Genomic DNA, 23,614 nt, shown 5'->3' on the forward strand with positions numbered 1-23,614 from the left:
GAAAATCGACAATTATCTTGCGCCCCGACCTCCGCCCGTTTGACCCTTCCATGTCCACCGTCTTCAACTTCACCTTCGTCCCCTGGTTCCGCTCGGTGGCGCCCTACATCCACATGCATCGGGGCAAGACCTTCGTCGTCGCCATGGCGGGCGAGGCCATCGCCGCCGGCAAGCTGCCCAACATCGCGCAGGACCTGGCGCTGATCCAGAGCATGGGCGTCAAGGTGGTGCTGGTGCACGGCTTCCGGCCGCAAGTCAACGAGCAGCTGCGCGCCAAGGGCCACGAGGCGAAGTATTCGCACGGCATCCGCATCACCGACGAAGTGGCGCTCGATTGCGCACAAGAGGCCGCCGGCCAGCTGCGCTACGAGATCGAGGCGGCCTTCAGCCAGGGCCTGCCGAACACGCCGATGGCCGGCTCCACCGTGCGCATGATCTCCGGCAACTTCATCACCGCACGGCCCGTCGGCGTGGTCGATGGCGTCGATTTCCAGCACTCGGGCCTGGTTCGCAAGGTGGACGCCGCCGGCATCCGCCGCGGCCTGGACTTCGGCTCCATGGTGTTGATGTCGCCCTTCGGCTTCTCGCCCACCGGCGAGGCCTTCAACCTCACGATGGAAGAGGTCGCGACGAGCGTGGCCATCTCGATCCAGGCGGACAAGCTGATCTTCCTGACCGAGGTTCCGGGCATCCCGCAAGACCCGGCCCAGCCAATCAGCGAAGACAACCCCATCGACACCGAGCTGCCGCTCGACAGCGCGAAGAAGCTGCTGGCCTCGCTCGCACCGCCACAGAAGCCGACCGACACGGGCTTCTACCTGCAGCATTGCGTGAAGGCGTGCGAGGCGGGAGTGGAGCGCAACCACATCATTCCCTTCTCGGTCGACGGCTCGCTGCTGCTCGAGGTCTATGTGCACGACGGCATCGGCACCATGGTGATCGACGAGAAGCTCGAGTCGCTGCGCGAGGCAACGGCCGACGACATCGGCGGCATCCTGCAGCTGATCGAACCCTTCGAGCGCGACGGCACCCTCGTCAAGCGCAGCCGTACCGAGATCGAGCGCGACATCGGCCAGTACACGGTGATCGAACACGACGGCGTGATCTTCGGCTGCGCCGCGCTCTACCCCTACCCGGAAGCGAGGACGGCGGAGATGGCGGCGCTCACCGTGTCGCCGCAGTCGCAGTCGCAGGGCGACGGCGAGCGCATCCTCAAGCGCGTCGAGCAGCGCGCCAAGGCCAGCGGCCTCGAAAGCATCTTCGTGCTGACCACCCGCACCATGCACTGGTTCCTCAGGCGCGGCTTCCAGCAGGTCAACCCCGACTGGCTGCCCGAGGCGCGCAAGCGCAAATACAACTGGGATCGCAAGAGCCAGGTGCTGGTCAAGAAGCTCTGAGCCCCGACAACATGAACCCCCTGCTTTCCAAACTGCAGCCCTATCCCTTCGAGCGGCTGCGCCGGCTCTTCGCCGATGTCACGCCCGACCCTGCCTTTGCGCCCATCAGCCTCGGCATCGGCGAACCCAAGCACCCGACGCCCGAGTTCATCAAGCAGGCGTTGTCGGCCGGGCTGGGCGCGCTGGCGGCATATCCCGCGACCGCCGGCGACCTGAAGCTGCGCCAGTCCTTCACGGGCTGGCTGCAACGCCGCTACGCGCTTGAACTGGACCCTGCCACGCAGGTGCTTCCGGTGAACGGATCGCGCGAGGCGCTGTTCGCGCTCGCGCAGACGGTCGTCGATGCGTCGACGAAGCCAGCCCCCGTGGTGCTCTCGCCCAACCCGTTCTATCAGATCTACGAGGGCGCGGCCCTGCTGGCCGGCGCCGAGCCGTACTACGTGCCCAGCGTGCCGGCCCGCAACTTCGCGGTCGACTGGGACAGCGTCCCGGCCTCGGTGTGGGAGCGGACCCAGCTGGTCTTCGTGTGCTCGCCCGGCAATCCGACCGGCGCCGTGATGCCGATGGAAGAATGGCAAAAGCTCTTCGCGCTGTCCGACCGCCATGGTTTCGTGATTGCAGCCGACGAGTGCTACAGCGAGATCTACTTCCGCGATGAACCGCCGCTCGGCGGGCTCGAGGCCGCGGCGAAGCTGGGCCGCAGCGATTTCCGCAATCTCATCGCCCTCACTTCCCTGTCCAAGCGCAGCAATGTGCCCGGCTTGCGCAGCGGCTTTGTCGCCGGCGATGCGGCCATCGTCAAGTCCTTCCTGCTCTACCGCACCTACCACGGCAGCGCCATGAGTGGGGCGGTGGCGGCGGCCAGCATCGCGGCCTGGGGCGACGAGGCGCACGTCATCGAGAACCGTGCCCAGTACCGCGCCAAGTTCGCGGCCGTCACGCCCCTGCTCGAAAAGGTGCTCGACGTGCGGCTTCCCGATGCCAGCTTCTACCTGTGGGCCGGCGTGCCCGCGGCGTGGCAGGGCGACGACGCCGCCTTCGCCCGCGCGCTCTACGCTCAATACAATGTGACCGTGCTGCCCGGCAGCTATCTCGCTCGCGAAGCCGAGGGCGCCAATCCGGGCCGCGGACGCATCCGCATGGCGCTGGTGGCCGACACCGCCGAATGCACCGAGGCCGCGCAGCGCATCGTGAACTTCATCCAGAACCGAGCCCATCCATGACCCAGCAACTCCAGCAGACCATCGACGCCGCGTGGGAAGACCGCGCCAATCTCTCCCCCGCCAGCGCCCCGAAGGAAGTTCGCGATGCAGTCGAGCATGTGATCGCCGAACTCAACAACGGCCATCTGCGCGTCGCCACCCGCGAAGCCGTGGGCCAGTGGACGGTGCACCAGTGGATCAAGAAGGCGGTGCTGCTGTCCTTCCGCCTCAAGGACAACGAGCAGATGCAGGCCGGCTCGCTCGGCTTCTACGACAAGGTGCCGACCAAGTTCTCGCACCTTTCGGCCAACGAGCTCAAGGAAGCCGGCGTTCGCATCGTGCCGCCGGCCGTGGCGCGCCGCGGCAGCTACATCGCCAAGGGCGCGATCCTGATGCCCTCCTACGTGAACATCGGCGCCTACGTCGGCGAGGGCACGATGGTCGACACCTGGGCCACCGTCGGCTCCTGCGCCCAGATCGGCGCCAACGTGCACCTCTCGGGCGGCGTCGGCATCGGCGGCGTGCTGGAGCCGCTGCAGGCCGGCCCGACCATCATCGAGGACAACTGCTTCATCGGCGCGCGCTCCGAAGTGGTCGAGGGCGTGGTCATCGAAGAGAACTCGGTTCTCTCGATGGGCGTGTACATCGGCCAGAGCACCCCCATCTATGACCGCACGACCGGCGAAGTCACGTATGGCCGCGTGCCCGCCGGCTCGGTGGTCATCAGCGGCACCCTGCCCAAGGACAACGGCAAGTACAGCCTGTACGCCGCGATCATCGTCAAGCGCGTGGACGCGCAGACGCGCGCCAAGACCTCGCTGAACGACCTGCTGCGCGACTAAGACCCGTCAGGCGAGCCGCGACACCTTTCACAAACACGCTGGAGGAGAGAGCCGATGAAGACGATGGAGCGAATTCTGCGCCTGATGGCCGAGCGCAAGGCATCCGACATCTACCTGTCGGCCCACTCCCCGGCGCTGATCCGGATCAACGGCAACTGCGTGCCCATCAACGGGCAGGTGCTGCCGCCGGAGGCGCCGCTGTCCCTGCTGGCGGAGGTGGTCCCAGAAGCGCGCATCGCCGAGCTGGAGCGCACCGGCGAACTCAACATGGCGGTCGCCCTCGAGGGCGCGGGCAACTTCCGCATCAGCGGCATGCGCCAGCGCGGCACCTACGCGGTGGTGGTGCGGCACATCCCCTCGGAAATTCCCACCTTCGACGACCTGAACCTGCCCGAGATCCTCAAGACCCTGGTGATGGAAAAGCGCGGCCTCATCCTGATGGTGGGCTCCACCGGCGCCGGCAAGAGCACCACGCTCGCCTCGATGCTGGACTACCGCAACGCGCACGCCAGCGGCCACATCCTCACCGTCGAGGAGCCGATCGAATTCACCTACGCCAACAAGAAGTCGATGGTGAACCAGCGCGACGTCGGCAGCGACACGCAGTCGCTGCAGGTCGCGCTCAAGAACGCGCTGCGCCAGGCGCCGGACGTGATCCAGATCGGCGAGATCCGCGACCGCGAGACCATGACGGCCGCCATCGCCTACGCTCAGTCGGGCCACCTGTGCGTGGCCACGCTGCACGCCAACAACAGCTACCGGGCGCTCAACCGGATCCTGAGCTTCTACCCGGTCGAAGTGCGCGCCACCCTGCTGGGCGATTTGAGCGGCGCGCTCCGGGCCATCATTGCCCAGCGCCTGCTGCGCACGCCCCAGGGCAGCCGGGTGCCGGCGCTGGAGGTGATGCTCAACACCGCGCTCGTGGCCGACCTGATCGGCAAGGGCGACTTTTCCGGCATCAAGGAGGCGATGGAGCAATCCATGGCCGAAGGCTCGCAGACCTTCGAGGAAGACATCGCCCGCCTCATCACCGAGAACCGCGTCAGCCGCGAGGAAGGCCTGTCGCAGGCCGACTCCCCGACCAACCTGATGTGGCGCCTGCAGAACCGCAACGTGGCCCCGGCCCGCAAGGAAGAGCAGAGTTTGCTCGACCAGGTCGACGAACCCTCCTTCACGGACATCACGCTCGACGTCCGCCACTAGCTTCTTTTCATGTCCCGTACGCTGCACCTCGCCGAACAACTGATCTCCCGCGCCTCGGTCACGCCAGACGACGCGGGTTGCCAGCAGATCCTCGGCGAGCGGCTCGTGCGGCTGGGCTTCAGGCTGGAGACTCTCGAAAGCGGACCCGCCGACTTCCGCGTGACCAACCTGTGGGCCGTGCGTCAGGGCAGCGCGGGCGCCGAGGCCGCCCGCACGCTGGCCTTCGCCGGCCACACCGACGTGGTGCCCACCGGGCCGCTGGAGCAGTGGACGAGCCATCCTTTCACGCCCACCCACCTCGACGGCAATCTCTACGGCCGCGGCGCCTGCGACATGAAGACTTCCCTGGCCGCGTTCGTGGTCGCGATCGAGGACTTCCTGGCCGCCCGACCCGACCCGCGGCTCACCCTGGCCCTGCTGCTCACCAGCGACGAGGAAGGGCCTGCTGTCGATGGCACCGTGGTGGTGTGCAATGCGCTGGCGGAGCGCGGGGAACGCATCGACTACTGCATCGTCGGCGAGCCGACGTCAGTCGAGCGTTGCGGCGACATGATCAAGAATGGCCGGCGCGGCACCATGAGCGGCCGGCTTACGCTGCACGGCGTGCAAGGCCACATCGCCTACCCGCACCTCGCGAAGAACCCGGTGCACGCCTTTGCGCCTGCGCTGGCGGAACTCGTCGCTATCAATGCGGCGGGCGGCTGGGACGCGGCCCCCAACCGGTACTTCCAGCCGACCAGCTGGCAGATCAGCAACATCCACGCCGGCACCGGCGCCAGCAACGTGATTCCTGGCAGTGCGGTGGTCGACTTCAACTTCCGCTTCTCGACCGAAGCCACCCCCGAATCCCTGCAGGCGCGGGTCAAGGCGGTGCTCGAGGCGCACAAGCTCGACTACACCCTGTCGTGGACCGTGGGCGGCCTGCCCTTCCTTACGCAACCCGGCGAGCTGGTGGCCGCTGTGCAGCAGGCCATCCGGGACGAGACCGGCATCGAGACCGAACTCTCGACCAGCGGCGGCACCAGCGATGCGCGCTTCATTGCGAAGATCTGCAGGCAGGTGGTGGAACTCGGGCCGGTGAATGCCAGCATTCACAAGATCGACGAGCACATCGACGTCGCCGGGATCGAGCAGCTCAAGAACATCTACCAACGCACGCTGGATCGGCTCGAAGCGCTGGCAGGTCAATGACGACTGTCATCGAACTGATCGAGGCCGGCGAAAAGCAGCTGGCCGATGCCGGTGTCGCCTTCGGCCACGGCACGACCAATGCCTTCGACGAAGCAGCATGGCTGGTGCTGTGGCAGCTGGGCCTGCCGCTCGACGGCCTCCACGAAGCAGCCGAACGCCCGGTCTCGCCGGCCGACGTTGCGCGGGTGGCCGAGCTGCTGGCGGCGCGCATCGCTACGCGCAAGCCCGCGGCCTACCTCACCAAGGAAGCCTGGCTGCAGGGCGTTCCTTTCTACGTGGACGAGCGGACCATCGTCCCGCGCAGCTTCATCGCCGAGCTGCTGGCCGACGGAACCATCGACCCCTGGCTCGGCGAGCACACGCAGCAGGTGCTGGACCTGTGCACCGGCAACGGCAGCCTCGCCGTGCTGGCCGCGCTGACCTATCCTGACGTCCGCGTCGATGCGGCCGATCTTTCAACCGAGGCGCTCCAGGTCGCTGCCATCAACGTCACGCGCCACGCGCTGGACGATCGCGTCAGGCTGATCGAATCCGACGGGCTCGTCGCCCTCCCCGGACCTTACGACCTGATCCTCTGCAACCCGCCTTACGTCAATGCACGGAGCATGGCCACACTGCCCGCCGAGTACCGCGCCGAGCCCGAGCTGGCCCTGGCCGGCGGCGCCGACGGCATGGACTTCGTGCGCCGCCTGTTTGCCGATGCGCCAGCCTGCATGAGCGACAACGCCGTGCTGGTCCTGGAAATCGGCAACGAGCGCGTGCATTTCGAGGCAGCGTTCCCCAAACTCGAGGTGGTGTGGCTCGACACCAGCGCCGGCGAAGACCAGGTGCTGCTCGTCACCCGCAGCTCCCTTCTTTCATGATTACCCTCAAGAACGTCATCCTGCGCCGCAGCGCCAAGGTGCTGCTGAACGGCGCCAGCGTCACCATCAATCCCGGCGAGAAGGTCGGGCTCGTGGGGCGCAACGGCGCCGGCAAGTCCACCTTGTTCGCACTCTTCAACGGCACGCTGCACGAGGACGGCGGAGATTTCTCGGTACCGCCGTCCTGGCGGCTGGCCCAGGTCGCTCAGAACATGCCCGAAACGGAGGAGTCGGCAACCGATTTCGTGGTCGGTGGCGACACCCGCCTGGTGGAACTGCGTGAGGCGCTCGCGCTCGCCGAGGCCGGCCATGCCGCCGATCCGGACGACCCCGACATCGGGATGGCCCTTGCCCACGCCTACACCGACCTGCACGACGCCGGTGAACACGACGCGGCGCCACGCGCGCAGGCGCTGATCCTCGGCCTGGGCTTCAAGGTCCAGGAACTCGGGCAGCCGGTCAACAGTTTCTCCGGCGGCTGGCGCATGCGCCTGCAGCTGGCGCGCGCACTGATGTGCCCGAGCGATCTCCTGCTGCTCGACGAACCAACCAACCACCTGGACCTGGATGCCCTGGTCTGGCTCGAAGCCTGGTTGCAAAAATATGCCGGCACGATGATCGTGATCAGCCACGACCGCGAATTCCTCGATGCCGTGACCGACGTCACACTGCACATCGCGCACGAGCAGCTCACCCGGTACGGCGGCAACTACAGCGCCTTCGAGACGCTGCGCGCGCAGCAGCTGGAGCTGCAGCAGTCTGCCTTTGCCAAGCAGCAGGACAAGATTGCCCACCTCCAGAAGTTCATCGACCGTTTCAAGGCCAAGGCCAGCAAGGCCAAGCAGGCCCAGAGCCGGGTGAAGGCGCTGGAACGCATGGAAAAGGTCGCGCCGCTGCTGGCCGAGGCCGACTTCAGTTTCGAGTTCAAGGAGCCCGGGAACATTCCCAACCCGATGCTCACGATCGGCGCTGCGAGCTTCGGCTACCGTCAGGACGATGGGCCTCCCAGGACCATCCTGACCGGCGTCAACCGCTCGGTGCTGGCCGGCCAGCGCATCGGCATCCTGGGCGCCAATGGCCAAGGCAAATCGACGCTGGTGAAGACGATCGCACGTGAAATGGGCGCGCTCGCCGGCACGGTGACCGAGGGCAAGGGCCTCAACATCGGCTACTTCGCGCAGCAGGAGCTCGACGTGCTGCGTCCGCAAGACACGCCGCTGGAGCACATGGTGCGCATGGCGCGCGAGCTCGGGCCCAATGCCCGCGAGCGCACCGGCGAGCAGGACCTGCGCGGCTTCCTCGGCAGCTTCAACTTCAGCGGCGAGATGGTCAAGCAGCCGGTCGGCACCATGAGCGGCGGCGAGAAGGCGCGCCTGGTGCTGGCCATGATGGTCTGGCAGCGTCCCAACCTGCTGCTGCTCGACGAACCGACCAACCACCTGGACCTCGCGACCCGCGAGGCCTTGGCGGTTGCCCTCAACGAATTCGAGGGCACGCTGATGCTGGTCAGCCACGACCGTGCGCTGCTGCGTTCGGTCTGCGACGAATTCTGGCTGGTCGGCCGTGGCCGCGTCAGCGACTTCGATGGTGACCTCGACGACTACCAGCGCTACCTGCTCGACGAGGCCAAGCGCGTGCGCGAGGAGGCCAGGCTGGCCACTCGCGAGGCGGAGAGCGCTGCCGTCACGGCTGCAGTCTCGTTAGCCGCACAGGAGCGCCAACAGCGCAGCGGCCAAGCCAAGCCGCTGATGCGCGAGCTGGCGCAGATCGACGAGCACTTGGCCGCCGCCGGCGCCGAAAAGACGGCGCTCGAGGCACGGCTGTCGGCTTCGCTCCCGGCGCCGGAGATTGCCGAGACGGGCCGGCGCCTGAAGGCGCTCAACGAGCAGATCGGCCGGCTCGAGGAGCGGTGGCTGGCCCTGTCGGACCAGATCGAGACTCTGGCCGCCGACTGACCGGACGTGATAGCCTCCGGCGAACCATGCCGTCGGCTCTCGAACTCGCACGCGGTGATCCGCACCTCATCGCGGCCATCCAGCGCAGCCGGCGCATGCTCGGTCGCAAGGCGCTGATCGCTGCTGCCGCCAGCGCGGTGCCCATCCCCGGGGTCGACTGGGCCGCCGATGCCGCCCTGCTGTCGCGGTTGATTCCCAGGATCAGCGCTGAATTCGGTCTCTCGGTGGCCCAGATCGAGGGATTGGCGCCTCATCAGCGCGAGCGCATCCAGCAAGCAGCAGCAGCAGCCGGTGCCCTGCTGGTGGGCAAGCTGGTGACGCGCGAATTGCTCATCAAGCTCGCTCGCCATGCCGGCATCCGCATGACGGCCAAGCAGGCCACGAAGTACGTCCCCGTCGCAGGCCAGCTGGTCTCCGCTGCGATCGGGTACGCCGCCTTGCGGACGCTGGGCGAGCTGCATATCCGGGATTGCGTCCAGGTGGCGCAATCGGTGCGCCACCTGCTTGCATCGCCATCCGCGCCCGGGAACGAACGGCAGATCGAGGCTCAGGCCGCTGTGCGCAGCCGCTCCCTGTGGGCGCGGCTGCGCTCCAACTGAGCGGGCATGGCGCTCCTTGGCTGGCAGAAACTGTTTGTTTGCCCCCACACGACGACGGCATACCATCTGACGAAATCCGGCCTGACCGAGTGTCAAGTTCATAATGCCGGGCAAGGTGCCGATGAAACGGCGGCCCAGGGTTCATGTCAGGGATCGAGGTGAGGAGTTAACAGATGAATGAGACAGATCTCGCAGCGTCGGTGGAAAAGCTCATGGCACGGGTTGACTACTACCTGCACTGCGAGTTGGACGAAGAGTACGACCACGATCGGCCGGACACCGCGCGCAGTCAGCTCGAAGCCGCGTTGAGACAGGAACTGCTGCGAGCAAGCGCCGTCGGCCTCGTTTCCGCAATCGCGGGAGCGCAGCCGATTCTGGGCGGCGACGCAGACTGATCGTTAGCCGATCGTTCCTGTTCCCACACGGCGCAGCGGCAGTCCGCGCCGCTGAGCCCCTCGTCACAAGGTGCTGATCAGGCGCACCAAGGCTGGAACCGCGAGAACCAGAAACCCGACCATCACGTTGCGGCGCCAAGCTACGGCATGCTCGACACGTTGGGCAGACCGATATGAATCAAGGAAGGCGCGCTGCTCAGCCTGGTCAGCATGGTCTTTCCACCATTCGTGAGTCGTTGATTGGGTAGTGCTCTTCATGTAATCCATTGTGATTACATCAGCCCGCCTATTCCAGGAAAAAAAGCACGCTTTAGTTTACAAAGTCCACCTACATCTGCGTCCTGACAGGTGTGGTATTCCGTTGCACCCCCGCCGGACCAATGACACTAGAGTTTCTCCGTGGACGCTTGGCAACCCAATTTCAGCTGGATCACCGAGCTGCTTGCCGTCGGCGGCAGCTACCCCTCCGATTGCGCGGAGCTGCTGGCGCACGAGCACCGGATCCAGGCCGTCATCGACCTGCGTGGCGAAGCCGTGCCTGATACGCAACTGTTTCGGCGCCACGGCATCACGCTGCTGCACCTGCCCACCACCGACATGCGTCCGGTGGAGATGCCGGACCTGGAGCATGGCATCCGTTTCGCCAACGAATTCCTCGACAAGGGACAGCGTGTGCTGATCCATTGCGAGTACGGCATTGGCCGCTCTGCCACCCTCGCGCTGTGCCTGCTGGTGCACCGCGGCCAAGCGCCGCTTGACGCGCTCGCCCTGATGAAGAAGCAGCGTCCCATCGTCGCGCCTTCGCCGCCGCAGTTCGCCTGCTGGTCGGCGTGGCTGGACAGCCACCGCTTCTCGAGCGAGGTCGATTGGGAGCTTCCGACCTTCGAGGACTTCAAGGCGCTCGCGTACGTTCGTCCCAAGCGCTGAGAGCGCCATGCACAGGCTCGACCGGAGATGCACGTCTGCATCTCTGCACCCGCCTCCTTTTCGGCTGATTGCCTACAGACGGGATTGGAGCCATCCTCGATCTTCGAATTAGAACTTAAGCACTCTATTCAAAACGGGATGGTATGGGGACCTCCGACTACGCAGAACTGGAAAGGCTGCGCTCGAAGCTGGTGAGCAGCAGGGCGGCCGCTGTTGCGTGGCGAGAGCTGTTGATCGAGTCACTGGGGGATTGCCTGTGCGGGAGCGGCAGCGGGCCCACGCCGGAACAGATCCAGACCTTGGCGTCATTGGAAGAGGCGGAACAACGAGCCTTGGAGCACTACCTGAGGTTTCTCGCTTCGACCTCGTTGAACCCGGACCGGCGGCCCTGTTGAGCCGACCACCAAGTTCATTCAGCGGCGGAAGTCGACTACCCGCGGGTGGAACCAGCCGCTGAGGGCTCGAGGCTGCCGTCCTGAGGCACCTGCTGTGGCAGGCCGTGCGCCGCGAAGCGCCCTGCGCGGCGCACGGAAGTCACCGCCCAGCAGAGGTGATGGCCGTTGCCGACCAGGAGCCCCCGCCCTGCCCCACGGCCGTTCCGGACGGCTACACCATCGGCATGGGCACCAGCACGGCGCTGACCTCTGCGCCCCACCTGATCAAGAGTCCCGGTTACGACGTTGAGCGCTCGTTCACCTACCTGGGCCTCAGACATCGCGCCAGGTGCAAGCCACTCGGCAGCAGCCCGGTCACAATCGCCTCGAGGTCGAACATCCATTGCATTCAGATGAATCTGTCCATTGAGCCGATTGCGAAACAGCACTTCGAGGGATTGCGGCGCGCTCTCGACACAGTGGCACGCGAAAGGCGGTTTCTCGCTTTCACGGAGGCACCGCCGGAAGACGACTGCCGGGCCTTCCATTCATCCATCATCGCGAATGGTTGGTGCCAGATGGTCGCGATTCTGGACGGCGTCGTGGTCGGTTGGTGCGACGTGCTGCCGACGCACGGTCAGGCGAGATCACACGTCGGCACTCTCGGCATCGGGCTCATTCCTCCGGCCCGACGACACGGATTCGGCGAAAAGCTGATGAAGTCGGCCATCGATGCAGCGTGGGAAACAGGCTTGACGCGCATCGAGCTGACGGTTCGTGTCGACAACGCAAATGCGAAGGCGCTGTACGAACGGGTCGGTTTCAAGGTCGAAGGCCTCCAGCGGCGTTCGTTTCGAGTCGATGGGGAGTATGCAGACAGCTACTCGATGGCTTTGCTTCGGGAGAGTTAGAGATCACCCAGAAAAGAACAAAGGGACAGACCATGACAGCCTGTCCCTCTGAATATCTGGTAGGACGTACAAGATTCGAACTTGTGACCAACGGATTAAAAGTCCCTGTTAGGCACACTTTGACGAACACCAGCGAACTGGCAACCATCAGCAAGTGCTTGATTTTCCTTGGAACATCGTTCACATTAGTCCGTAGGCGGTCGCCGCCATTCGCCAAAATTCTGGCAATGGTCTGGCAACGGCCCGAGTCCGACAGTGCCAGGACTCGCAAACGGACTGATCAATGGACGCCTTGAAAACTGCTGGACGGACGCTCAACGAGATGCCCTCGGGAGTGTTCACGACCTTGTGCAAGGTCAAGCCCATGGGGGCGCTGCAGGCCCGCAAACAGGCCACCGGCGCCATCGCCTTCTACTGGCGCTATAGCATCGGCACCACCAGCGAGCGGGTGTCGATCGGCCTCTACGATTCGTCCGCTTCGCCCAAGAGTCTGGCGCCCACCGCTGCAGGCTATTCCGTCGCCGCCGCCACGCGGGCGGCCGAAACGCTGGCGCTTGAGCATCACCGGCACCGCGACGAGGGCGGACGCCCTGCCCTGCTGGCCGCGCAGCATGAGGTGAAGCGCGCTGCAGCAGAAGCCAAGCGACTGGCCGCCACGCACACGCTCGAGAACCTGCTCAAGGCCTATTGCGACTACCTGGAGTCGATCGACCGTCGCTCGCACAAGGACGCGCGCAGCATCTTCAAGCTACACATCAACGAGGCGTGGCCCAAGATCGCCGCCATGCCGGCCAAGGAGGTGACCGGCGAGCAGTTCGCGGACATGATGCGGACGCTCATCGAGGCGGGCAAGGGCCGCACCGCCAACAAGCTGCGCAGCTACGCGCGGGCCGCGTACCAGATCGCCAAGGCGGCCAAGTCAAAGCCGAGCATCCCGGTGGCGTTCAAGGCCTACGGCATCTCCATCAACCCCGTCGCGGAAACCGAGCCCGACGAGTCGCAGAACAAGCCCGACAAGCGCCCCATGACGGCGCAGGAGCTCCGCACCTACTGGAGTGCAATCTTCGACCTGCCCGGCTTCAAAGGTGCGCTGCTGCGCCTGCATCTGCTCACGGGCGGCCAGCGCATCGAGCAACTGGTGAACCTGCGTACCGCCAACTGCACCGCCGACACCATCCTGCTGCATGACGGTAAGGGCCGGCCGGGCCGCCCGCCGCGGCCGCACACGGTGCCGCTTACGAAGGACGCAGCCAAGGCGCTGGCCGAGTGCAAGCCCACCGGCGAGTTCGCCCTGTCGACCGACGGCGGAGAAACCCATGTTGCGGCCACATCGCTGAGCGCTTGGGCCGTGGAAGCGGCCGGGGACACCATCGCCGACTTTCAGGCGAAGCGCATCCGCTCGGGCGTCGAGACGATCCTGGCCAGTGCCGGCGTGTCGAAAGAGATCCGCGGCCGGCTGCAGTCGCACGGCGTGGCCGGCGTACAGGCTCGGCACTATGACGGGCACGACTACATGGCGGAGAAGCGCAAGGCGCTGCAGACCCTGTACAAGCTGCTGACGCAGCCACAGGCCAGCAACGTGACGCCGATCAAGGAGAGACGCAAAGCATGACGCCGCGCCTCAGGGCGCATCTTGTGATCGATCACAAGATGGCTGAGGCAAAAAGGCGACGGCCAGGGTGCGTCAACACCCCGACCGTCTGGCTCCCACGTCCAACCTCGGAAAGGAACATGGACATGACAGTTCAAAGCACTCTAAGGCAAACCCGCGCGTCGAACGACATCCAAAAACCCAGCTTCGGGACATTCGCGCCCGGCGAACGGTGCCTCTATGACTTCGGCGACCACGTCGAGGAAGTCATCATCGTCGAAGGCCACGGGCTGCATTGGTTTCGTGATGCCGACACAGGGGGGCGCGACCGGCGCATCGGCTACCTAGTCCAGAGGCCGGACGACGAAGAAACGCATTTCGCCACGCCCGGCTACTTGCTCGATCTGCAAGAGCGAAAGCGGCATCTCACGTTGGTTTGGCCGCCCAAGAAGAAGGCGGCACGCCGCCCGCGGAAGGCGGTGTCCCATGGCTAAGCTCAGCGCCAGCGACAAGGCGTTCCGGCGCGCCTGCGCGGTCGCGGTCCTGAATGGCCTCTGGACCTCATATGGCAACACGATCATGGATGCCGACGATGCTGATTACGCAATGACCATTCGCTCGATCAGCCGGATGGCGTACCAACAGGCCGACGAAATGCTGCGTCGCGAACGAGCAGAGCAAGAGAAGGAGGCGCCCAGCGCCTGACAAACATGGACCTATTCGACCGGGTTATTCATGCGATGGAGGGCGAAGGTCCTGCGCGGACATGGCAGACGGAACGCGGCCCGGTCGTCGTCCGCCGGGCATCTTTTGTGGACTGGGCGCACCGCATCGAGCGCACCTACACGCCCACCGCATTAGAGTGCGTCGTGCTAATCAAGGGCGCCATCGACGAGTTTGATTTAGACAAGGAGCGGCGCATCGTGGAGGGATGGAGCGCTGCGCTGATTGCAGCTGCTTCCGAAGGCAGAGTGACGCCCCGCGATCCGGTTACGCTGCTGCCGCTGGCGGACTTGCCAGACGACTTGGGCGACTGGGGGGTGCTGCTTGCCGACGCAGACAAGTTTGTTGCAGACATTGGTATGCCCTGGACCGTGACGTCATTGGTAGAACAATTGGTAGAGCAAGCCAATGCAGCATTGGCTAGAGAGGCACACCAACTCATCGGCGCTCGCGAGGTGGTGAAGAAGCCAGTGGTGCATTCAAAATCCGAACCAGACTGGAAGCAGATCGCGCGGACCTATGCGACAGAGGCATGGGATGCACGACGCGAAGGCAGCAACCCGAGCAAAGAAACCATTGCTGAAATGGTGCGCAAACGATTCGCCGCGGAGGGCACTGGCGGCGTGCGCGGCCCGCTATCCAGGGACACCATTGTCCGAGAAGCGCTCAACATCTGGAAGAAACCGGCTGGACCTCGAAAAAGCTCGGGAACCCCGTAGTTTCTTTCCCCCGGGGAATGTTCCCCGCCTCTGAAACCCGCATGGCTATTGGCTTTGCGGGTTTTTCTTCGTCTGGATCGGGGAATGTTCTATCCCGATTTCCCCGCTTGAAACTCGTTTCAGCGATCCGCGAGGACGCTAGTAAATCAACTAGTGAAAGGGCGAACAGCCATGAACAAGCAAGCAATCGGTTACGGGTACATGCCCCGCGCCGCCGACAGCATTCCTCAGTTTTGCGAAGGCCATAACATCAGCCGCACGCACCTCTACGAGCTCATCAAGCAGGGCAAGGGTCCCCGCCTCATGAAGCTGGGCCGGCGCACGCTTATCAGCGCGGAGGCCGCGGCAGAGTGGCGCGCACGCATGGAGGCGGAGACCGCCAGCAACGCGGGCCAGTCCTTCTGGGAAAACCCGCTGATCGCCTGAGGTGTCCACCATGCACCACCCAAAGAGCACGCACAGTGAAGCCCAGCGCCAGCGCATTCTTGAGGCGCTGCGGCACCGCCCGCAGACCTCCTACGATCTGCGCCGGCTCGGCTGCTATCAGGCGCCGGCCCGCGTCAAGGAACTGCGCGACCGCCTGGGCTACGTGATCACCACCGATCGCATCACCCTGGTGGACCGCGACGGCTACACGCACCCGCGCGCCGCGCTCTACACGCTGGTTTCCGAGCCGGATGGCCAACGGCCGCAATAGCGGCAAGCGCGGCGATTCCGGGCGTGACTCGGGCGGCTTCATAGCGCTGCCCTGGTCAGTGCTCGATTGCCCCGCGTACGCCGCTCTAAGCCATCCAGCTCGCTCGCTGCTGCTGGAGATCGCCCGCCAATTCGTGCGCGACAACAACGGGCGCCTGCTCGCGTCGCGCGCCTATCTGGCGAAGCGTGGGTGGCTGAGTGCCGCAGTGATCGACCGTGCCAAGCACGAGCTCATCGCGGCCGGCTTCATTCACGAGACCGTGAAGGGACATCGACCGAACAAAGCGAGCTGGTACGCGGTGACGTGGCGCGCGCTGGATCGACTTCCCGGCTACGACGAAGGCACCGCACTCACGTTCAAACGCGGCGCCTACCAAAACGCACCCCTTAGTCCGTCTCGCGGAACAGGGACGCCCTCTATTGGTCCGTCTCGCGGAACAGGGGGGCTCTCTCCTGTTCCGTCTAGCGGACCAATGAAGGCCAGTTTTGCCAATCTCTCTGTTCCGTCAGACGGACACCATCTAGAGATGCCATCTCCTGCACCTGCAACCACTCATTGAAGGAACATCATGAACGAACACATCCCGCACCTGAACATCGAGACCCTGCCCAACGGCAATCTGCGGCTCGAGAACGAATCGATGGGCGACAGCTACTGCGTGGACATCCATCCGATGCACGTTCGCCTGTTGGCCGAGCAGCTCGGCCTAATCGGAGCCTCCGCACCCGGTGCGGACCCTCGGACCTCGATGGCGGAGCAGGCCCGCGACATCGACCGCCTCAAGCGCAACATGCTCCGGGTACGTCAGCATGCCGTGCAGTTGCAACACCTGTTCAAGACGGGTGCCGATTGGGATCACGCTGATCTGACCTTTGAGATGGGTCTGATCAACACGCTGGTCGACCTGCTGGACATGGCTGTCGATGACTTCGTGGATGACTTCAAGGCGAGCGACCCGGAGCCCCACACGCCCGCATCTTCGGAATTTCCGAAGATGGCCAAGGTGGTAACCGTTACCACCCCGACCCCTGTGGATAACTCTAATTCCGCAGGGCCTGCGGAATTGCCTTTTCAAGTGGAAATTGAGGGGGTGACGCAATGAGCATCATCGACGTTTTTGTGTCGCCACAAAAGGCCATGGTCATCGTCGACACCGAGCTCAAGACGCAGGACGGCAGATTCATTGAGGGCAGCAAGATGCTCACCCTGCCGCATGCGAACATGTTGATTGCCGCCCGCGGGACCAATGTGTTCACGAACGTCTTGTTTTCCGCGCTGCACTTGGCGCCGTTCACCACCATGGACGCTTTCGACAAGGTCATGTTCGATCTGCTCAAGCAGACGACGGACCACCTCAAGACTGTTGAGGAACACTTCACGCAGTCGATCTACGAGGTAGAGCTCGCACTGGTGGGCTACTCGCATTACTACAGCGGCATGCACTGCGTGGCCTACGAATCGCACGATGCATCGGGCTTCACGGCGCAAGAGATCACTGATGCTTACTACGCACCTTGGCATGAAAGCTGGGGGGCCGCGCCCACCGGGTTTCCGACGCCCGGCATCGCGCGTGCAATCGCCTCTGAGCAAGTGTCCGACCTGCTCGCGATGCACCCTGACAAGCCATTCGGCGGCCGGCTGCTACTCGCCGAGCTCACGCGTGAAGACCTCAAGATTTCATCGACTGGCTACCTGACGACCCGCGCTATCGCAGCTTAACTGTTCGCGTATGTCCGCCAGTGGTTTATCTGCTGGCGGACCCTAACAATTCCTCGCGCGCGCGGTTATACCCGCTGGTATCAATCAACCGCCCGTCGAAATGCATGGGCAAAACCTCTAAGGCTCTGTCCATGAATCTGTCTGCCATTCGCGAAGCCCGCGCTTCCAAAGTCACCGCCATGCGCGGCCTGCTCTCCACCGCCGAAGGTGAAAAGCGCTCCCTCAACGCCGCCGAGCAAACTCAGTTCGACGCGCTGAAAGGCGAGATCACGACCCTGGAGAGTGACGAAGGCCGCGCAGTCTTCATGCAAGAGGCCGAGCGCCGCATGCATGGCGAGCCGGTAGCAGACAAGTCCCTGAACGCACTGCAGCGCAGTGTGAACGTGGTGGAAGTGATCCGCGCGCAGATGGAAGGCCGCGCGCTGACCGGCGCCGCCGCTGAGTACAACGTCGAGACCGAGCGCCGCACTGGCCGCAAGGCTCAAGGCATCTTCGTGCCGCTGGCCGCGCTCGAGCAGCGCGTGACCACCGCCGCGAGCGCCTCCGAGCTCGTGCCGACCGATCACCGCGCGGACCAGTACATCGAGCCCTTCCGCAATTCGCTGCTCGCCCGTCGCCTCGGCGTGCGCGTGCTGTCCGGCCTGACCGGCAACATCACCATCCCGAAGCATGGCACCGGCACAACCGTGGGCTGGGTTGCTGACAACGCCGCACTGACGGCCAGCGACATGACTTTCGACCCGGTGACGATGGCGCCGAAGCATGCGGGCGGCCTGACCGAGATGTCGCGCCAACTGCTGCAGCAATCGAGCCCGGACATCGAGCAGCTTGTCCGCTCGGATCTCTCGTTCATGCTGGCGCAGGCGATCGACAGTGCGCTGATCCAAGGTGGCGGCACCAATCAGCCCACCGGCGTGCTCGCCACCAGCGGCATTCAGACTCAGAGCCTCGCGACGCTGACCTGGGCCAACGTGCTCGCCATGCTGCAGAAGGCCGACCTGGTCAACGCCGCGACGGCCAACTTCGTCGGCAGCACCAAGGTCAAGGCCAAGCTGGCCGGCACGCTCAAGGCCACCGGCATCGCCGGCTACCTGATGGAAGGTGGCCGCATGGCCGACCTGCCGGTGCATTTCAGCAACCAAGTGGCCGAGAAGACTGGCACGCCGAACACCGGCCGCCTGATCGCCGGTGACTGGTCGCAAGTCATGCTCGGCATCTGGAGCGAGATCGACATCCTGGTCAATCCCTACGCCGAGACCGCCTACAGCAAGGGAAATGTTCTCGTGAGGGCCATGTCCACTGTCGACATCGCCCTGCGCCACCCCGAGGCCTTCGTGGTCGCGGACGACATCGCAATCTAAGGCTGCGAATGTTGGAAGTCCGCTCAACTGGCAACCTCCGCAGCGACGGCAAGACGCTGACGGGCTACGCCGCGATCTTCAACAGCGAGGCCGACCTGGGCGGCTTCGTCGAGGTGATCCGCAATGGAGCCTTTCGCAAGTCCCTGGACGGCGGCTCCAACATTCGCGCCCTGTACCACCATCAAGGTGATGCGCTGCTCGGCACGACCCGCGGCCGCACGCTGCAACTGCGCGAGGACGCCAAGGGCTTGGCTTTCTCGCTGGCGCTGCCCGACACCACCCATGGGCGCGACCTCGCCGTGCTGGTCGACCGCGGCGACGTGGCCGGCTGCTCCTTCGGGTTTCGCGTGCGCGATGGTGGCGACCGCTGGGAACAGCGCGGCGCGCAACTGGTGCGCGAGCTGCTCGACGTGGAACTGGCCGAGATCACGCTGACCAGCGACCCGGCTTATGCCGATACGACTGTTGCGCTGCGCAGCCGTCCGCATCAGCAGGCCTTTGTCGACCTGAATCGCTACTGGCTCGAGACGGTATGAATCTGATTTCCCGCATGGCCGGCGCTCTCGGCTTTGAGCGACGTGCGAAGGGTGGCGATCCCTATTGGGACAACATGGCGGCGCTGCGCTCTGGCCCGGTGAACGAGAAGACCGCGCAGGGCGTGTCCGCTGTCTATGCCTGCGTGCAGGCGATCAGCGAGACCACCGCAAGCCTGCCACTGATCCTGTTCCGCCGCGATGGCGACGACCGCGAGCGCGCATCGGACCATCCGCTCTATCGCGTGCTGCACGACATCGCCAACCCCCAGCAGACCGCGCTCGAGTTCCGCGAGTACATGCAGGCAAGCGTGCTGCTGCGCGGCAACGCCTTCGCCCGGATCGTCCGCGGCTATGACGGCCAAGTGCGAGAACTGTGGCCGCTGGCGCCTGATCGCGTGTCCGTGCTGCGCGTGGGCGAGAGCCTGGGCTATGAGTACACCGACCGCAAGGGCATCGTGCATCGGCTGCTGGCCGACGAGGTGCTGCATCTGCGCCACCGCCTGGACGACGATGGCGCGCTCGGCATCAGCCCAATCGCTGCCGCGCGTGGCGTGGTTGAACTGGCGCTGTCCGAGTCCGAGCATGGGGTGAACACCTTCCGCAATGGCGCCAAGCTGCTGGGCGTGCTGAAGTTCCCCGGCACGCTCAAGAAGGAACAGCGAGAAGTGTTGCGCCAAAGCTGGAGCAGCCAGCACGGTGGCGGAGCCAACTCCGGCAAAACCGCGATTCTCGAGGAAGGCGTCGATTTCCAGTCTGTGAGCATGACGCTCGAGGACGCCGAGTGGATCGCCTCGCGCCAGTTCTCAGTCGAGGAAGTTGCGCGCCTGTTCCGCGTGCCGCCGACCATCATCGGCGACCTGCGCCATGGCAACTACTCCAACAGCGTCGAGCTCGCCCGCCAATTCGTGACCATGAGCCTGCGCCGCCATCTGGTCGCGTGGGAACAGTCCATTGCCAAGCAACTGCTGACCGAGGCCGGCCGGCGCATCTACTTTGCAGAGCATGCCGTCGAGGGATTGCTGCGAGGCGATGCAACCAACCGTGCGGACTTCTACGACAAGGGCATCTCTTCGGGCTGGCTGCTCAAGTCCGAGGCCCGACGCCTCGAGAACCTGCCCACCATTCAAGGAATCGATGATGTCAAAGCTGACGATGCTCAAGCCTCGCCTGACGACGCTGCCCGACCGCCTGCAGGCTCTCAAGCCCAGCAAGGCCGCCAACCGCAGCGGGCGTGACGCAGACCCGCGCCGCACCCTATCCCTCAACACTGCCGCGTGGCAGCGCCTGAGGGCATCTGTGCTGGCTGGTGAGCCCCTGTGCAGGCAGTGCACTGCCGAGGGTAGGACCACGGTAGCCACTGATGTGGACCACCGCGATGGCAACCCCGGCAACAACGACGCATTGAATCTCCAACCTCTATGCCATAGCTGTCACTCGCGCAAGACAGCAGCCGACCACGGCAAGCGAGTGACCATGGGTTGCGATGCAGATGGCATGCCACTCGACCCGGCTCACCCGTGGAACGCGACGGTCGCTCGTCTGCTCGAAAAATCGCCAGCAACCGAGAACGCTAGACCGGGCGCTTCCTCTCGCGTTACCGCAAACCGCAAAGACCGACCATGAAAATGACGCCCCGCCGCAAGCGATCGGACAGTGCCGCCGCTGCTGTGGCCGCTGCGCAAGCGGTCGCGCTGGGGCCGATCGACCCGCCCGCACATGTAACCCTTCGCCCTGGTGATCGCCCTTTCTGGGATGCCATCGTGACGGCCCGTGCGCGCGACACCTGGACGCAAACCGACCTCGCCACCGCCGCCAATCTGGCCCGCGCGCAGGCCGACATCGAAACCCTGCAGGCCCAGCTCGACGCGGCCGGCTACCTGATCGAAGGCAAGGCCAATCCTCTGGCCGCCATGGTCGAAACGCTGAGCCGCCGCGCTGTGGCCCTCTCGCGTGTGCTGCACGTCCATGCGCAGGCCACTGTCGGCCGGTCTGAGGACGCCGCCAAAGCCCTGGACAACGAGCGCAAGGCCGCGGCCGACCACGACCCTCTGATTCCAACTCTGCGCGTGGTTGGCGGATGACTCGTGCCGAGGCGATCATTGCCTTCATCGAGCGCTACTGTCCGACCCCGGACGGCGCGCACGTCGGCAAGCCGATCAAGCTCGACGAGTTCCAGCGGCGCTTCATCGTCGCGGTCTACGACAACCCAGTCGGCACGCGCCGCGCCCTACTCTCCCTCGCCCGTAAGAACGGGAAAACCGCCCTGATCGCCGGCCTGGTGCTGGCGCACCTGGTTGGACCCGAGGCCAAGCTGAACAGCCAGCTTGTCAGCGGAGCCATGAGCCGCGATCAAGCCGCCCTTGTGTTCAATCTCGCGAGCAAGATGGTGCAGCTCTCGCCGAAGCTCTCGGCGATCGTGCGAATTGTGCCGAGCGGCAAGCGGCTGCTAGGGCTGCCCCTCAACACGGAGTACAAGGCGCTCGCTGCCGATGGCAAGACCGCGCACGGCCTCTCCCCGGTGCTGGCCATCCTCGACGAGATCGGCCAAGTCCGCGGGCCGCAGTCCGACTTCGTCGACGCGATCACCACGAGCCAGGGCGCGCACGAAGCGCCGCTGCTGATCGCCATTTCGACGCAGGCCGCCAGCGACGCCGACCTCTTCAGCATTTGGCTCGACGACGCCAGGGCCAGCAGCGACCCGCGCATCGTGTGCCACCTGTACGAAGCGCCCGAGGGCTGCGACCTGCTGGACGTGGCCGCGTGGAAGGCCGCCAATCCCGCGCTCGGCCTGTTCCGCAGCGAGGACGACCTGCGCGAGCAGATGGTGCAGGCGCAGCGCATGCCGAGCATGGAGAACACCGCGCGCAATCTGCTGCTCAACCAGCGGGTTTCGACGGAGAGCCCGTTTGTGTCGCCGGACGTCTGGAAGTCCTGCGGCGCGCGCGTCCAGCCCTTCGACGATGGCCCGGTCTTCTGTGGCCTGGACCTGTCCGCGCGTACCGACCTGACGGCGCTTGTGATCGTCGGCCGAGTCGATGGCGTGTGGCAAGTGGTGCCGCACTTCTGGACGCCCGAGCAGGGATTGATTGAGCGCGCCAAGCGCGACCGCGCGCCCTATGACGTGTGGGCGCGGCAAGGCCAGTTGCACACCACGCCCGGCGCCACGGTGGACTATGAGCACGTCGCGGAGGATATGGCCGCCCTCCTGGCTGGCCTCGACGTGCAGGCTGTGGCCTATGACCGCTGGCGCATCGACCTTCTGCGCAAGGAGCTCGACAAGATCGACGCCGACCTGCCGCTGGTCGAGTGGGGCCAGGGTTACAAGGACATGGCGCCCTCGCTCGACGCGCTCGAGGCCGAGCTACTGAATGGCCGCATCGCGCACGGCATGCACCCGGTGCTCGCCATGTGCGCCGCCAATGCCGTGGTTACCAAAGATCCCACCGGCGCCCGCAAGCTCGACAAGAGCAAGGCCACCGGCCGAATCGACGGCATGCAGGCCCTCGCCATGGCGATGGGTGTGGCAGCGCGCGCCGAGGAGGCCGGCAACGCCTACGAAGACGGCGCCTTCACTTTTGTTTGAAAGGAAATCTCAAATGCCAATGCTCCTACCCGTCATCGGCCCCGCTGCTGGTGCCATCGCCGTCGGCACCAGCGTGGTCTCAATTGTCACCATCGGGTCAGTAATCATGGCCGGCGCTCCGACCGGGCGCGCGGTCGCGACGAAGCCGGCGGCCATCCGGCGAACCCCACGCACCCAACACACCCCAACCGGCAGGGGCTGCGCGAGCAGATAAGGCCGGTGGCGGATTACTCGGGTCGTGCCGCCTTTCAGCAAAACCCCGAGCGCCAGCGGCATGGGGGCCGGGACTCTTTCCCCGGCGATTCCACCCGTGCGCGGCTGGCACCCCCCGCTTCATTCAGGCAGGAGCCTGCTGGCGCGACCGTAGGCGCGCAAAAGGGCGGCCCATTTCGCTTTTTCGTTTGGGCCTCTGGCGTCCGACGCCTCGTCCATCAGTTCTTCGATGTGGTTCAAGGCGTTGCTCCCGCCCAACTCGCCTAGCGCGAATATGGCCGCGAGCGCGAAGTCGGTTTCTGGCGATACAGCGAAGGCTCTGAGCTGCTCCGCGGCGGCGGTCTTGGTTGCCGTTTTCAGTGTTTCCATGAATTTCCTTGCTTACTGGTTGCAAAAAGCGATCGATGATACGACGCGGCGTTTTCTGGCAACGATCTGGCAACAGAAGAGTAAAAGGAAAAGCCTGCTACCAATTTGATAGCAGGCTTTCCTTATCTGGCGCTGTTTTCCTGGTAGGACGTACAAGATTCGAACTTGTGACCAACGGATTAAAAGTCCGCTGCTCTACCAACTGAGCTAACGTCCCACACTTCTTTTTACCCACCGGCGTTGA

At 64.9% G+C, this 23,614-nt stretch carries 29 protein-coding genes and 1 tRNA gene; 26 read left to right on the plus strand and 4 right to left on the minus strand.

Annotated features, from left to right (window positions below; all coding sequences use genetic code 11):
- Nucleotides 1-50 precede the first annotated feature (50 nt).
- The 9 genes from argA (at nt 51) to G3W89_RS16255 (ending at nt 9,647) form a co-directional block, all read left to right on the plus strand.
- Nucleotides 51-1,397, plus strand: a complete 1,347-nt coding sequence (gene argA / locus G3W89_RS16215) for an amino-acid N-acetyltransferase (protein WP_162575152.1) — start codon at nt 51-53, stop codon at nt 1,395-1,397.
- A gap of 11 nt (nt 1,398-1,408) precedes the next feature.
- Complete coding sequence (gene dapC, locus G3W89_RS16220; protein WP_162575153.1) at nt 1,409-2,620, plus strand: succinyldiaminopimelate transaminase; 1,212 nt, start codon at nt 1,409-1,411, stop codon at nt 2,618-2,620.
- Nucleotides 2,617-3,441: a 2,3,4,5-tetrahydropyridine-2,6-dicarboxylate N-succinyltransferase gene (gene dapD, locus G3W89_RS16225; protein ID WP_162575154.1), complete on the plus strand. Its 825-nt coding sequence runs from the start codon at nt 2,617-2,619 to the stop codon at nt 3,439-3,441. The genes dapC and dapD overlap by 4 nt, the downstream gene beginning before the upstream one ends.
- Nucleotides 3,442-3,495: 54 nt before the next feature.
- Nucleotides 3,496-4,644 (plus strand): PilT/PilU family type 4a pilus ATPase, encoded by a 1,149-nt coding sequence (locus G3W89_RS16230; protein WP_162575155.1) that lies wholly within the window; start codon nt 3,496-3,498, stop codon nt 4,642-4,644.
- Nucleotides 4,645-4,653: 9 nt separating this feature from the next.
- Nucleotides 4,654-5,835 (plus strand): succinyl-diaminopimelate desuccinylase, encoded by a 1,182-nt coding sequence (dapE, locus tag G3W89_RS16235; RefSeq protein WP_162575156.1) that lies wholly within the window; start codon nt 4,654-4,656, stop codon nt 5,833-5,835.
- The gene (prmB, locus tag G3W89_RS16240) at nt 5,832-6,698 is read left to right on the plus strand and encodes a 50S ribosomal protein L3 N(5)-glutamine methyltransferase (protein WP_162575157.1); all 867 of its coding nucleotides are present in this window, start codon (nt 5,832-5,834) and stop codon (nt 6,696-6,698) included. The genes dapE and prmB overlap by 4 nt, the downstream gene beginning before the upstream one ends.
- Nucleotides 6,695-8,653 (plus strand): ABC-F family ATP-binding cassette domain-containing protein, encoded by a 1,959-nt coding sequence (locus G3W89_RS16245; RefSeq protein ID WP_162575158.1) that lies wholly within the window; start codon nt 6,695-6,697, stop codon nt 8,651-8,653. Before prmB ends, G3W89_RS16245 begins: the two co-directional genes overlap by 4 nt.
- Before the next feature lie 26 nt (nt 8,654-8,679).
- On the plus strand, nt 8,680-9,252 hold the full coding sequence (locus G3W89_RS16250) for a hypothetical protein (protein ID WP_232076574.1): 573 nt from the start codon (nt 8,680-8,682) through the stop codon (nt 9,250-9,252).
- Between the two features lie 173 nt (nt 9,253-9,425).
- Nucleotides 9,426-9,647, plus strand: a complete 222-nt coding sequence (locus G3W89_RS16255; protein ID WP_162575159.1) for a hypothetical protein — start codon at nt 9,426-9,428, stop codon at nt 9,645-9,647.
- Between the two features lie 63 nt (nt 9,648-9,710).
- Here G3W89_RS16255 and G3W89_RS16260 read toward each other — a convergent pair whose 3' ends face one another.
- Nucleotides 9,711-9,905 carry a hypothetical protein gene (locus tag G3W89_RS16260; protein ID WP_162575160.1) on the minus strand — a complete coding sequence of 65 codons (195 nt, stop codon included), beginning with the start codon at nt 9,903-9,905 and terminating at the stop codon, nt 9,711-9,713.
- Nucleotides 9,906-10,046: 141 nt separating this feature from the next.
- Between G3W89_RS16260 and G3W89_RS16265 the strand changes: the two genes are divergently transcribed.
- From G3W89_RS16265 to G3W89_RS16345, 17 genes are all read left to right on the plus strand, one after another.
- Complete coding sequence (locus G3W89_RS16265; RefSeq protein WP_162575161.1) at nt 10,047-10,574, plus strand: protein-tyrosine phosphatase family protein; 528 nt, start codon at nt 10,047-10,049, stop codon at nt 10,572-10,574.
- Between the two features lie 553 nt (nt 10,575-11,127).
- Nucleotides 11,128-11,859, plus strand: a complete 732-nt coding sequence (locus G3W89_RS16270; RefSeq protein WP_232076576.1) for a GNAT family N-acetyltransferase — start codon at nt 11,128-11,130, stop codon at nt 11,857-11,859.
- 283 nt (nt 11,860-12,142) lie between these two features.
- A complete protein-coding gene (locus tag G3W89_RS16275; protein ID WP_232076578.1) occupies nt 12,143-13,471 on the plus strand; it encodes an integrase in 1,329 nt (442 codons plus the stop codon).
- A gap of 119 nt (nt 13,472-13,590) precedes the next feature.
- Nucleotides 13,591-13,944, plus strand: a complete 354-nt coding sequence (locus tag G3W89_RS16280) for a hypothetical protein (RefSeq protein ID WP_162575162.1) — start codon at nt 13,591-13,593, stop codon at nt 13,942-13,944.
- The gene (locus tag G3W89_RS16285; protein ID WP_162575163.1) at nt 13,937-14,155 is read left to right on the plus strand and encodes a hypothetical protein; all 219 of its coding nucleotides are present in this window, start codon (nt 13,937-13,939) and stop codon (nt 14,153-14,155) included. Before G3W89_RS16280 ends, G3W89_RS16285 begins: the two co-directional genes overlap by 8 nt.
- 5 nt (nt 14,156-14,160) lie before the next feature.
- Nucleotides 14,161-14,892 carry a hypothetical protein gene (locus G3W89_RS16290; RefSeq protein ID WP_162575164.1) on the plus strand — a complete coding sequence of 244 codons (732 nt, stop codon included), beginning with the start codon at nt 14,161-14,163 and terminating at the stop codon, nt 14,890-14,892.
- Between the two features lie 171 nt (nt 14,893-15,063).
- Nucleotides 15,064-15,318 carry a helix-turn-helix transcriptional regulator gene (locus tag G3W89_RS16295; RefSeq protein ID WP_197893563.1) on the plus strand — a complete coding sequence of 85 codons (255 nt, stop codon included), beginning with the start codon at nt 15,064-15,066 and terminating at the stop codon, nt 15,316-15,318.
- A gap of 10 nt (nt 15,319-15,328) precedes the next feature.
- The gene (locus G3W89_RS16300; RefSeq protein WP_162575165.1) at nt 15,329-15,589 is read left to right on the plus strand and encodes a helix-turn-helix domain-containing protein; all 261 of its coding nucleotides are present in this window, start codon (nt 15,329-15,331) and stop codon (nt 15,587-15,589) included.
- Nucleotides 15,570-16,148, plus strand: a complete 579-nt coding sequence (locus tag G3W89_RS16305; RefSeq protein WP_162575166.1) for a hypothetical protein — start codon at nt 15,570-15,572, stop codon at nt 16,146-16,148. Before G3W89_RS16300 ends, G3W89_RS16305 begins: the two co-directional genes overlap by 20 nt.
- A gap of 9 nt (nt 16,149-16,157) precedes the next feature.
- Complete coding sequence (locus G3W89_RS16310) at nt 16,158-16,691, plus strand: hypothetical protein (protein WP_162575167.1); 534 nt, start codon at nt 16,158-16,160, stop codon at nt 16,689-16,691.
- The gene (locus G3W89_RS16315) at nt 16,688-17,308 is read left to right on the plus strand and encodes a hypothetical protein (RefSeq protein WP_162575168.1); all 621 of its coding nucleotides are present in this window, start codon (nt 16,688-16,690) and stop codon (nt 17,306-17,308) included. The genes G3W89_RS16310 and G3W89_RS16315 overlap by 4 nt, the downstream gene beginning before the upstream one ends.
- Nucleotides 17,309-17,439: 131 nt before the next feature.
- A complete protein-coding gene (locus G3W89_RS16320) occupies nt 17,440-18,669 on the plus strand; it encodes a phage major capsid protein (RefSeq protein ID WP_162575169.1) in 1,230 nt (409 codons plus the stop codon).
- An 8-nt stretch (nt 18,670-18,677) separates the two neighbouring features.
- Entirely contained in the window at nt 18,678-19,205 is a 528-nt protein-coding gene (locus G3W89_RS16325) for an HK97 family phage prohead protease (RefSeq protein ID WP_162575170.1), read from the plus strand.
- The gene (locus tag G3W89_RS16330) at nt 19,202-20,440 is read left to right on the plus strand and encodes a phage portal protein (RefSeq protein ID WP_162575171.1); all 1,239 of its coding nucleotides are present in this window, start codon (nt 19,202-19,204) and stop codon (nt 20,438-20,440) included. The genes G3W89_RS16325 and G3W89_RS16330 overlap by 4 nt, the downstream gene beginning before the upstream one ends.
- Entirely contained in the window at nt 20,358-20,828 is a 471-nt protein-coding gene (locus G3W89_RS16335; RefSeq protein ID WP_174258324.1) for an HNH endonuclease signature motif containing protein, read from the plus strand. The genes G3W89_RS16330 and G3W89_RS16335 overlap by 83 nt, the downstream gene beginning before the upstream one ends.
- Nucleotides 20,825-21,286, plus strand: a complete 462-nt coding sequence (locus G3W89_RS16340; RefSeq protein WP_162575173.1) for a TerS protein — start codon at nt 20,825-20,827, stop codon at nt 21,284-21,286. The genes G3W89_RS16335 and G3W89_RS16340 overlap by 4 nt, the downstream gene beginning before the upstream one ends.
- Nucleotides 21,283-22,788 carry a terminase large subunit gene (locus G3W89_RS16345; RefSeq protein WP_162575174.1) on the plus strand — a complete coding sequence of 502 codons (1,506 nt, stop codon included), beginning with the start codon at nt 21,283-21,285 and terminating at the stop codon, nt 22,786-22,788. The genes G3W89_RS16340 and G3W89_RS16345 overlap by 4 nt, the downstream gene beginning before the upstream one ends.
- 9 nt (nt 22,789-22,797) lie before the next feature.
- Here G3W89_RS16345 and G3W89_RS16350 read toward each other — a convergent pair whose 3' ends face one another.
- The 3 genes from G3W89_RS16350 to G3W89_RS16360 form a co-directional block, all read right to left on the minus strand.
- A complete protein-coding gene (locus G3W89_RS16350) occupies nt 22,798-23,064 on the minus strand; it encodes a hypothetical protein (RefSeq protein WP_162575175.1) in 267 nt (88 codons plus the stop codon).
- Nucleotides 23,065-23,121: 57 nt separating this feature from the next.
- A complete protein-coding gene (locus tag G3W89_RS16355) occupies nt 23,122-23,370 on the minus strand; it encodes a hypothetical protein (RefSeq protein ID WP_162575176.1) in 249 nt (82 codons plus the stop codon).
- 141 nt (nt 23,371-23,511) lie between these two features.
- Nucleotides 23,512-23,587, minus strand: a tRNA-Lys gene (locus G3W89_RS16360).
- Between the last annotated feature and the right edge of the window lie 27 nt (nt 23,588-23,614).

It is taken from the genome of Variovorax sp. PBL-H6 (genome assembly GCF_901827155.1).
GTDB lineage: Bacteria > Pseudomonadota > Gammaproteobacteria > Burkholderiales > Burkholderiaceae_C > Variovorax.

Excerpts from the sequence above, each read along its gene's own strand:
- G3W89_RS16350 (WP_162575175.1), bottom strand. The coding sequence starts at position 23,064 with ATGCCGCTGGCGCTCGGGGTTTTGCTGAAAGGCGGCACGACCCGAGTA.
- G3W89_RS16260 (WP_162575160.1), bottom strand. The coding sequence starts at position 9,905 with ATGAAGAGCACTACCCAATCAACGACTCACGAATGGTGGAAAGACCAT.
- G3W89_RS16245 (WP_162575158.1), top strand. The coding sequence starts at position 6,695 with ATGATTACCCTCAAGAACGTCATCCTGCGCCGCAGCGCCAAGGTGCTG.
- argA (WP_162575152.1), top strand. The coding sequence starts at position 51 with ATGTCCACCGTCTTCAACTTCACCTTCGTCCCCTGGTTCCGCTCGGTG.
- G3W89_RS16355 (WP_162575176.1), bottom strand. The coding sequence starts at position 23,370 with ATGGAAACACTGAAAACGGCAACCAAGACCGCCGCCGCGGAGCAGCTC.
- G3W89_RS16315 (WP_162575168.1), top strand. The coding sequence starts at position 16,688 with ATGAGCATCATCGACGTTTTTGTGTCGCCACAAAAGGCCATGGTCATC.
- G3W89_RS16320 (WP_162575169.1), top strand. The coding sequence starts at position 17,440 with ATGAATCTGTCTGCCATTCGCGAAGCCCGCGCTTCCAAAGTCACCGCC.
- G3W89_RS16280 (WP_162575162.1), top strand. The coding sequence starts at position 13,591 with ATGGACATGACAGTTCAAAGCACTCTAAGGCAAACCCGCGCGTCGAAC.
- G3W89_RS16285 (WP_162575163.1), top strand. The coding sequence starts at position 13,937 with ATGGCTAAGCTCAGCGCCAGCGACAAGGCGTTCCGGCGCGCCTGCGCG.
- G3W89_RS16295 (WP_197893563.1), top strand. The coding sequence starts at position 15,064 with ATGAACAAGCAAGCAATCGGTTACGGGTACATGCCCCGCGCCGCCGAC.
- G3W89_RS16230 (WP_162575155.1), top strand. The coding sequence starts at position 3,496 with ATGAAGACGATGGAGCGAATTCTGCGCCTGATGGCCGAGCGCAAGGCA.
- G3W89_RS16330 (WP_162575171.1), top strand. The coding sequence starts at position 19,202 with ATGAATCTGATTTCCCGCATGGCCGGCGCTCTCGGCTTTGAGCGACGT.
- G3W89_RS16310 (WP_162575167.1), top strand. The coding sequence starts at position 16,158 with ATGAACGAACACATCCCGCACCTGAACATCGAGACCCTGCCCAACGGC.
- prmB (WP_162575157.1), top strand. The coding sequence starts at position 5,832 with ATGACGACTGTCATCGAACTGATCGAGGCCGGCGAAAAGCAGCTGGCC.
- G3W89_RS16270 (WP_232076576.1), top strand. The coding sequence starts at position 11,128 with ATGGCCGTTGCCGACCAGGAGCCCCCGCCCTGCCCCACGGCCGTTCCG.
- G3W89_RS16300 (WP_162575165.1), top strand. The coding sequence starts at position 15,329 with ATGCACCACCCAAAGAGCACGCACAGTGAAGCCCAGCGCCAGCGCATT.
- G3W89_RS16325 (WP_162575170.1), top strand. The coding sequence starts at position 18,678 with ATGTTGGAAGTCCGCTCAACTGGCAACCTCCGCAGCGACGGCAAGACG.
- dapC (WP_162575153.1), top strand. The coding sequence starts at position 1,409 with ATGAACCCCCTGCTTTCCAAACTGCAGCCCTATCCCTTCGAGCGGCTG.
- G3W89_RS16340 (WP_162575173.1), top strand. The coding sequence starts at position 20,825 with ATGAAAATGACGCCCCGCCGCAAGCGATCGGACAGTGCCGCCGCTGCT.
- G3W89_RS16290 (WP_162575164.1), top strand. The coding sequence starts at position 14,161 with ATGGACCTATTCGACCGGGTTATTCATGCGATGGAGGGCGAAGGTCCT.
- G3W89_RS16345 (WP_162575174.1), top strand. The coding sequence starts at position 21,283 with ATGACTCGTGCCGAGGCGATCATTGCCTTCATCGAGCGCTACTGTCCG.
- G3W89_RS16335 (WP_174258324.1), top strand. The coding sequence starts at position 20,358 with ATGCTCAAGCCTCGCCTGACGACGCTGCCCGACCGCCTGCAGGCTCTC.
- G3W89_RS16250 (WP_232076574.1), top strand. The coding sequence starts at position 8,680 with ATGCCGTCGGCTCTCGAACTCGCACGCGGTGATCCGCACCTCATCGCG.
- G3W89_RS16305 (WP_162575166.1), top strand. The coding sequence starts at position 15,570 with ATGGCCAACGGCCGCAATAGCGGCAAGCGCGGCGATTCCGGGCGTGAC.
- dapE (WP_162575156.1), top strand. The coding sequence starts at position 4,654 with ATGTCCCGTACGCTGCACCTCGCCGAACAACTGATCTCCCGCGCCTCG.
- dapD (WP_162575154.1), top strand. The coding sequence starts at position 2,617 with ATGACCCAGCAACTCCAGCAGACCATCGACGCCGCGTGGGAAGACCGC.
- G3W89_RS16275 (WP_232076578.1), top strand. The coding sequence starts at position 12,143 with ATGGACGCCTTGAAAACTGCTGGACGGACGCTCAACGAGATGCCCTCG.
- G3W89_RS16255 (WP_162575159.1), top strand. The coding sequence starts at position 9,426 with ATGAATGAGACAGATCTCGCAGCGTCGGTGGAAAAGCTCATGGCACGG.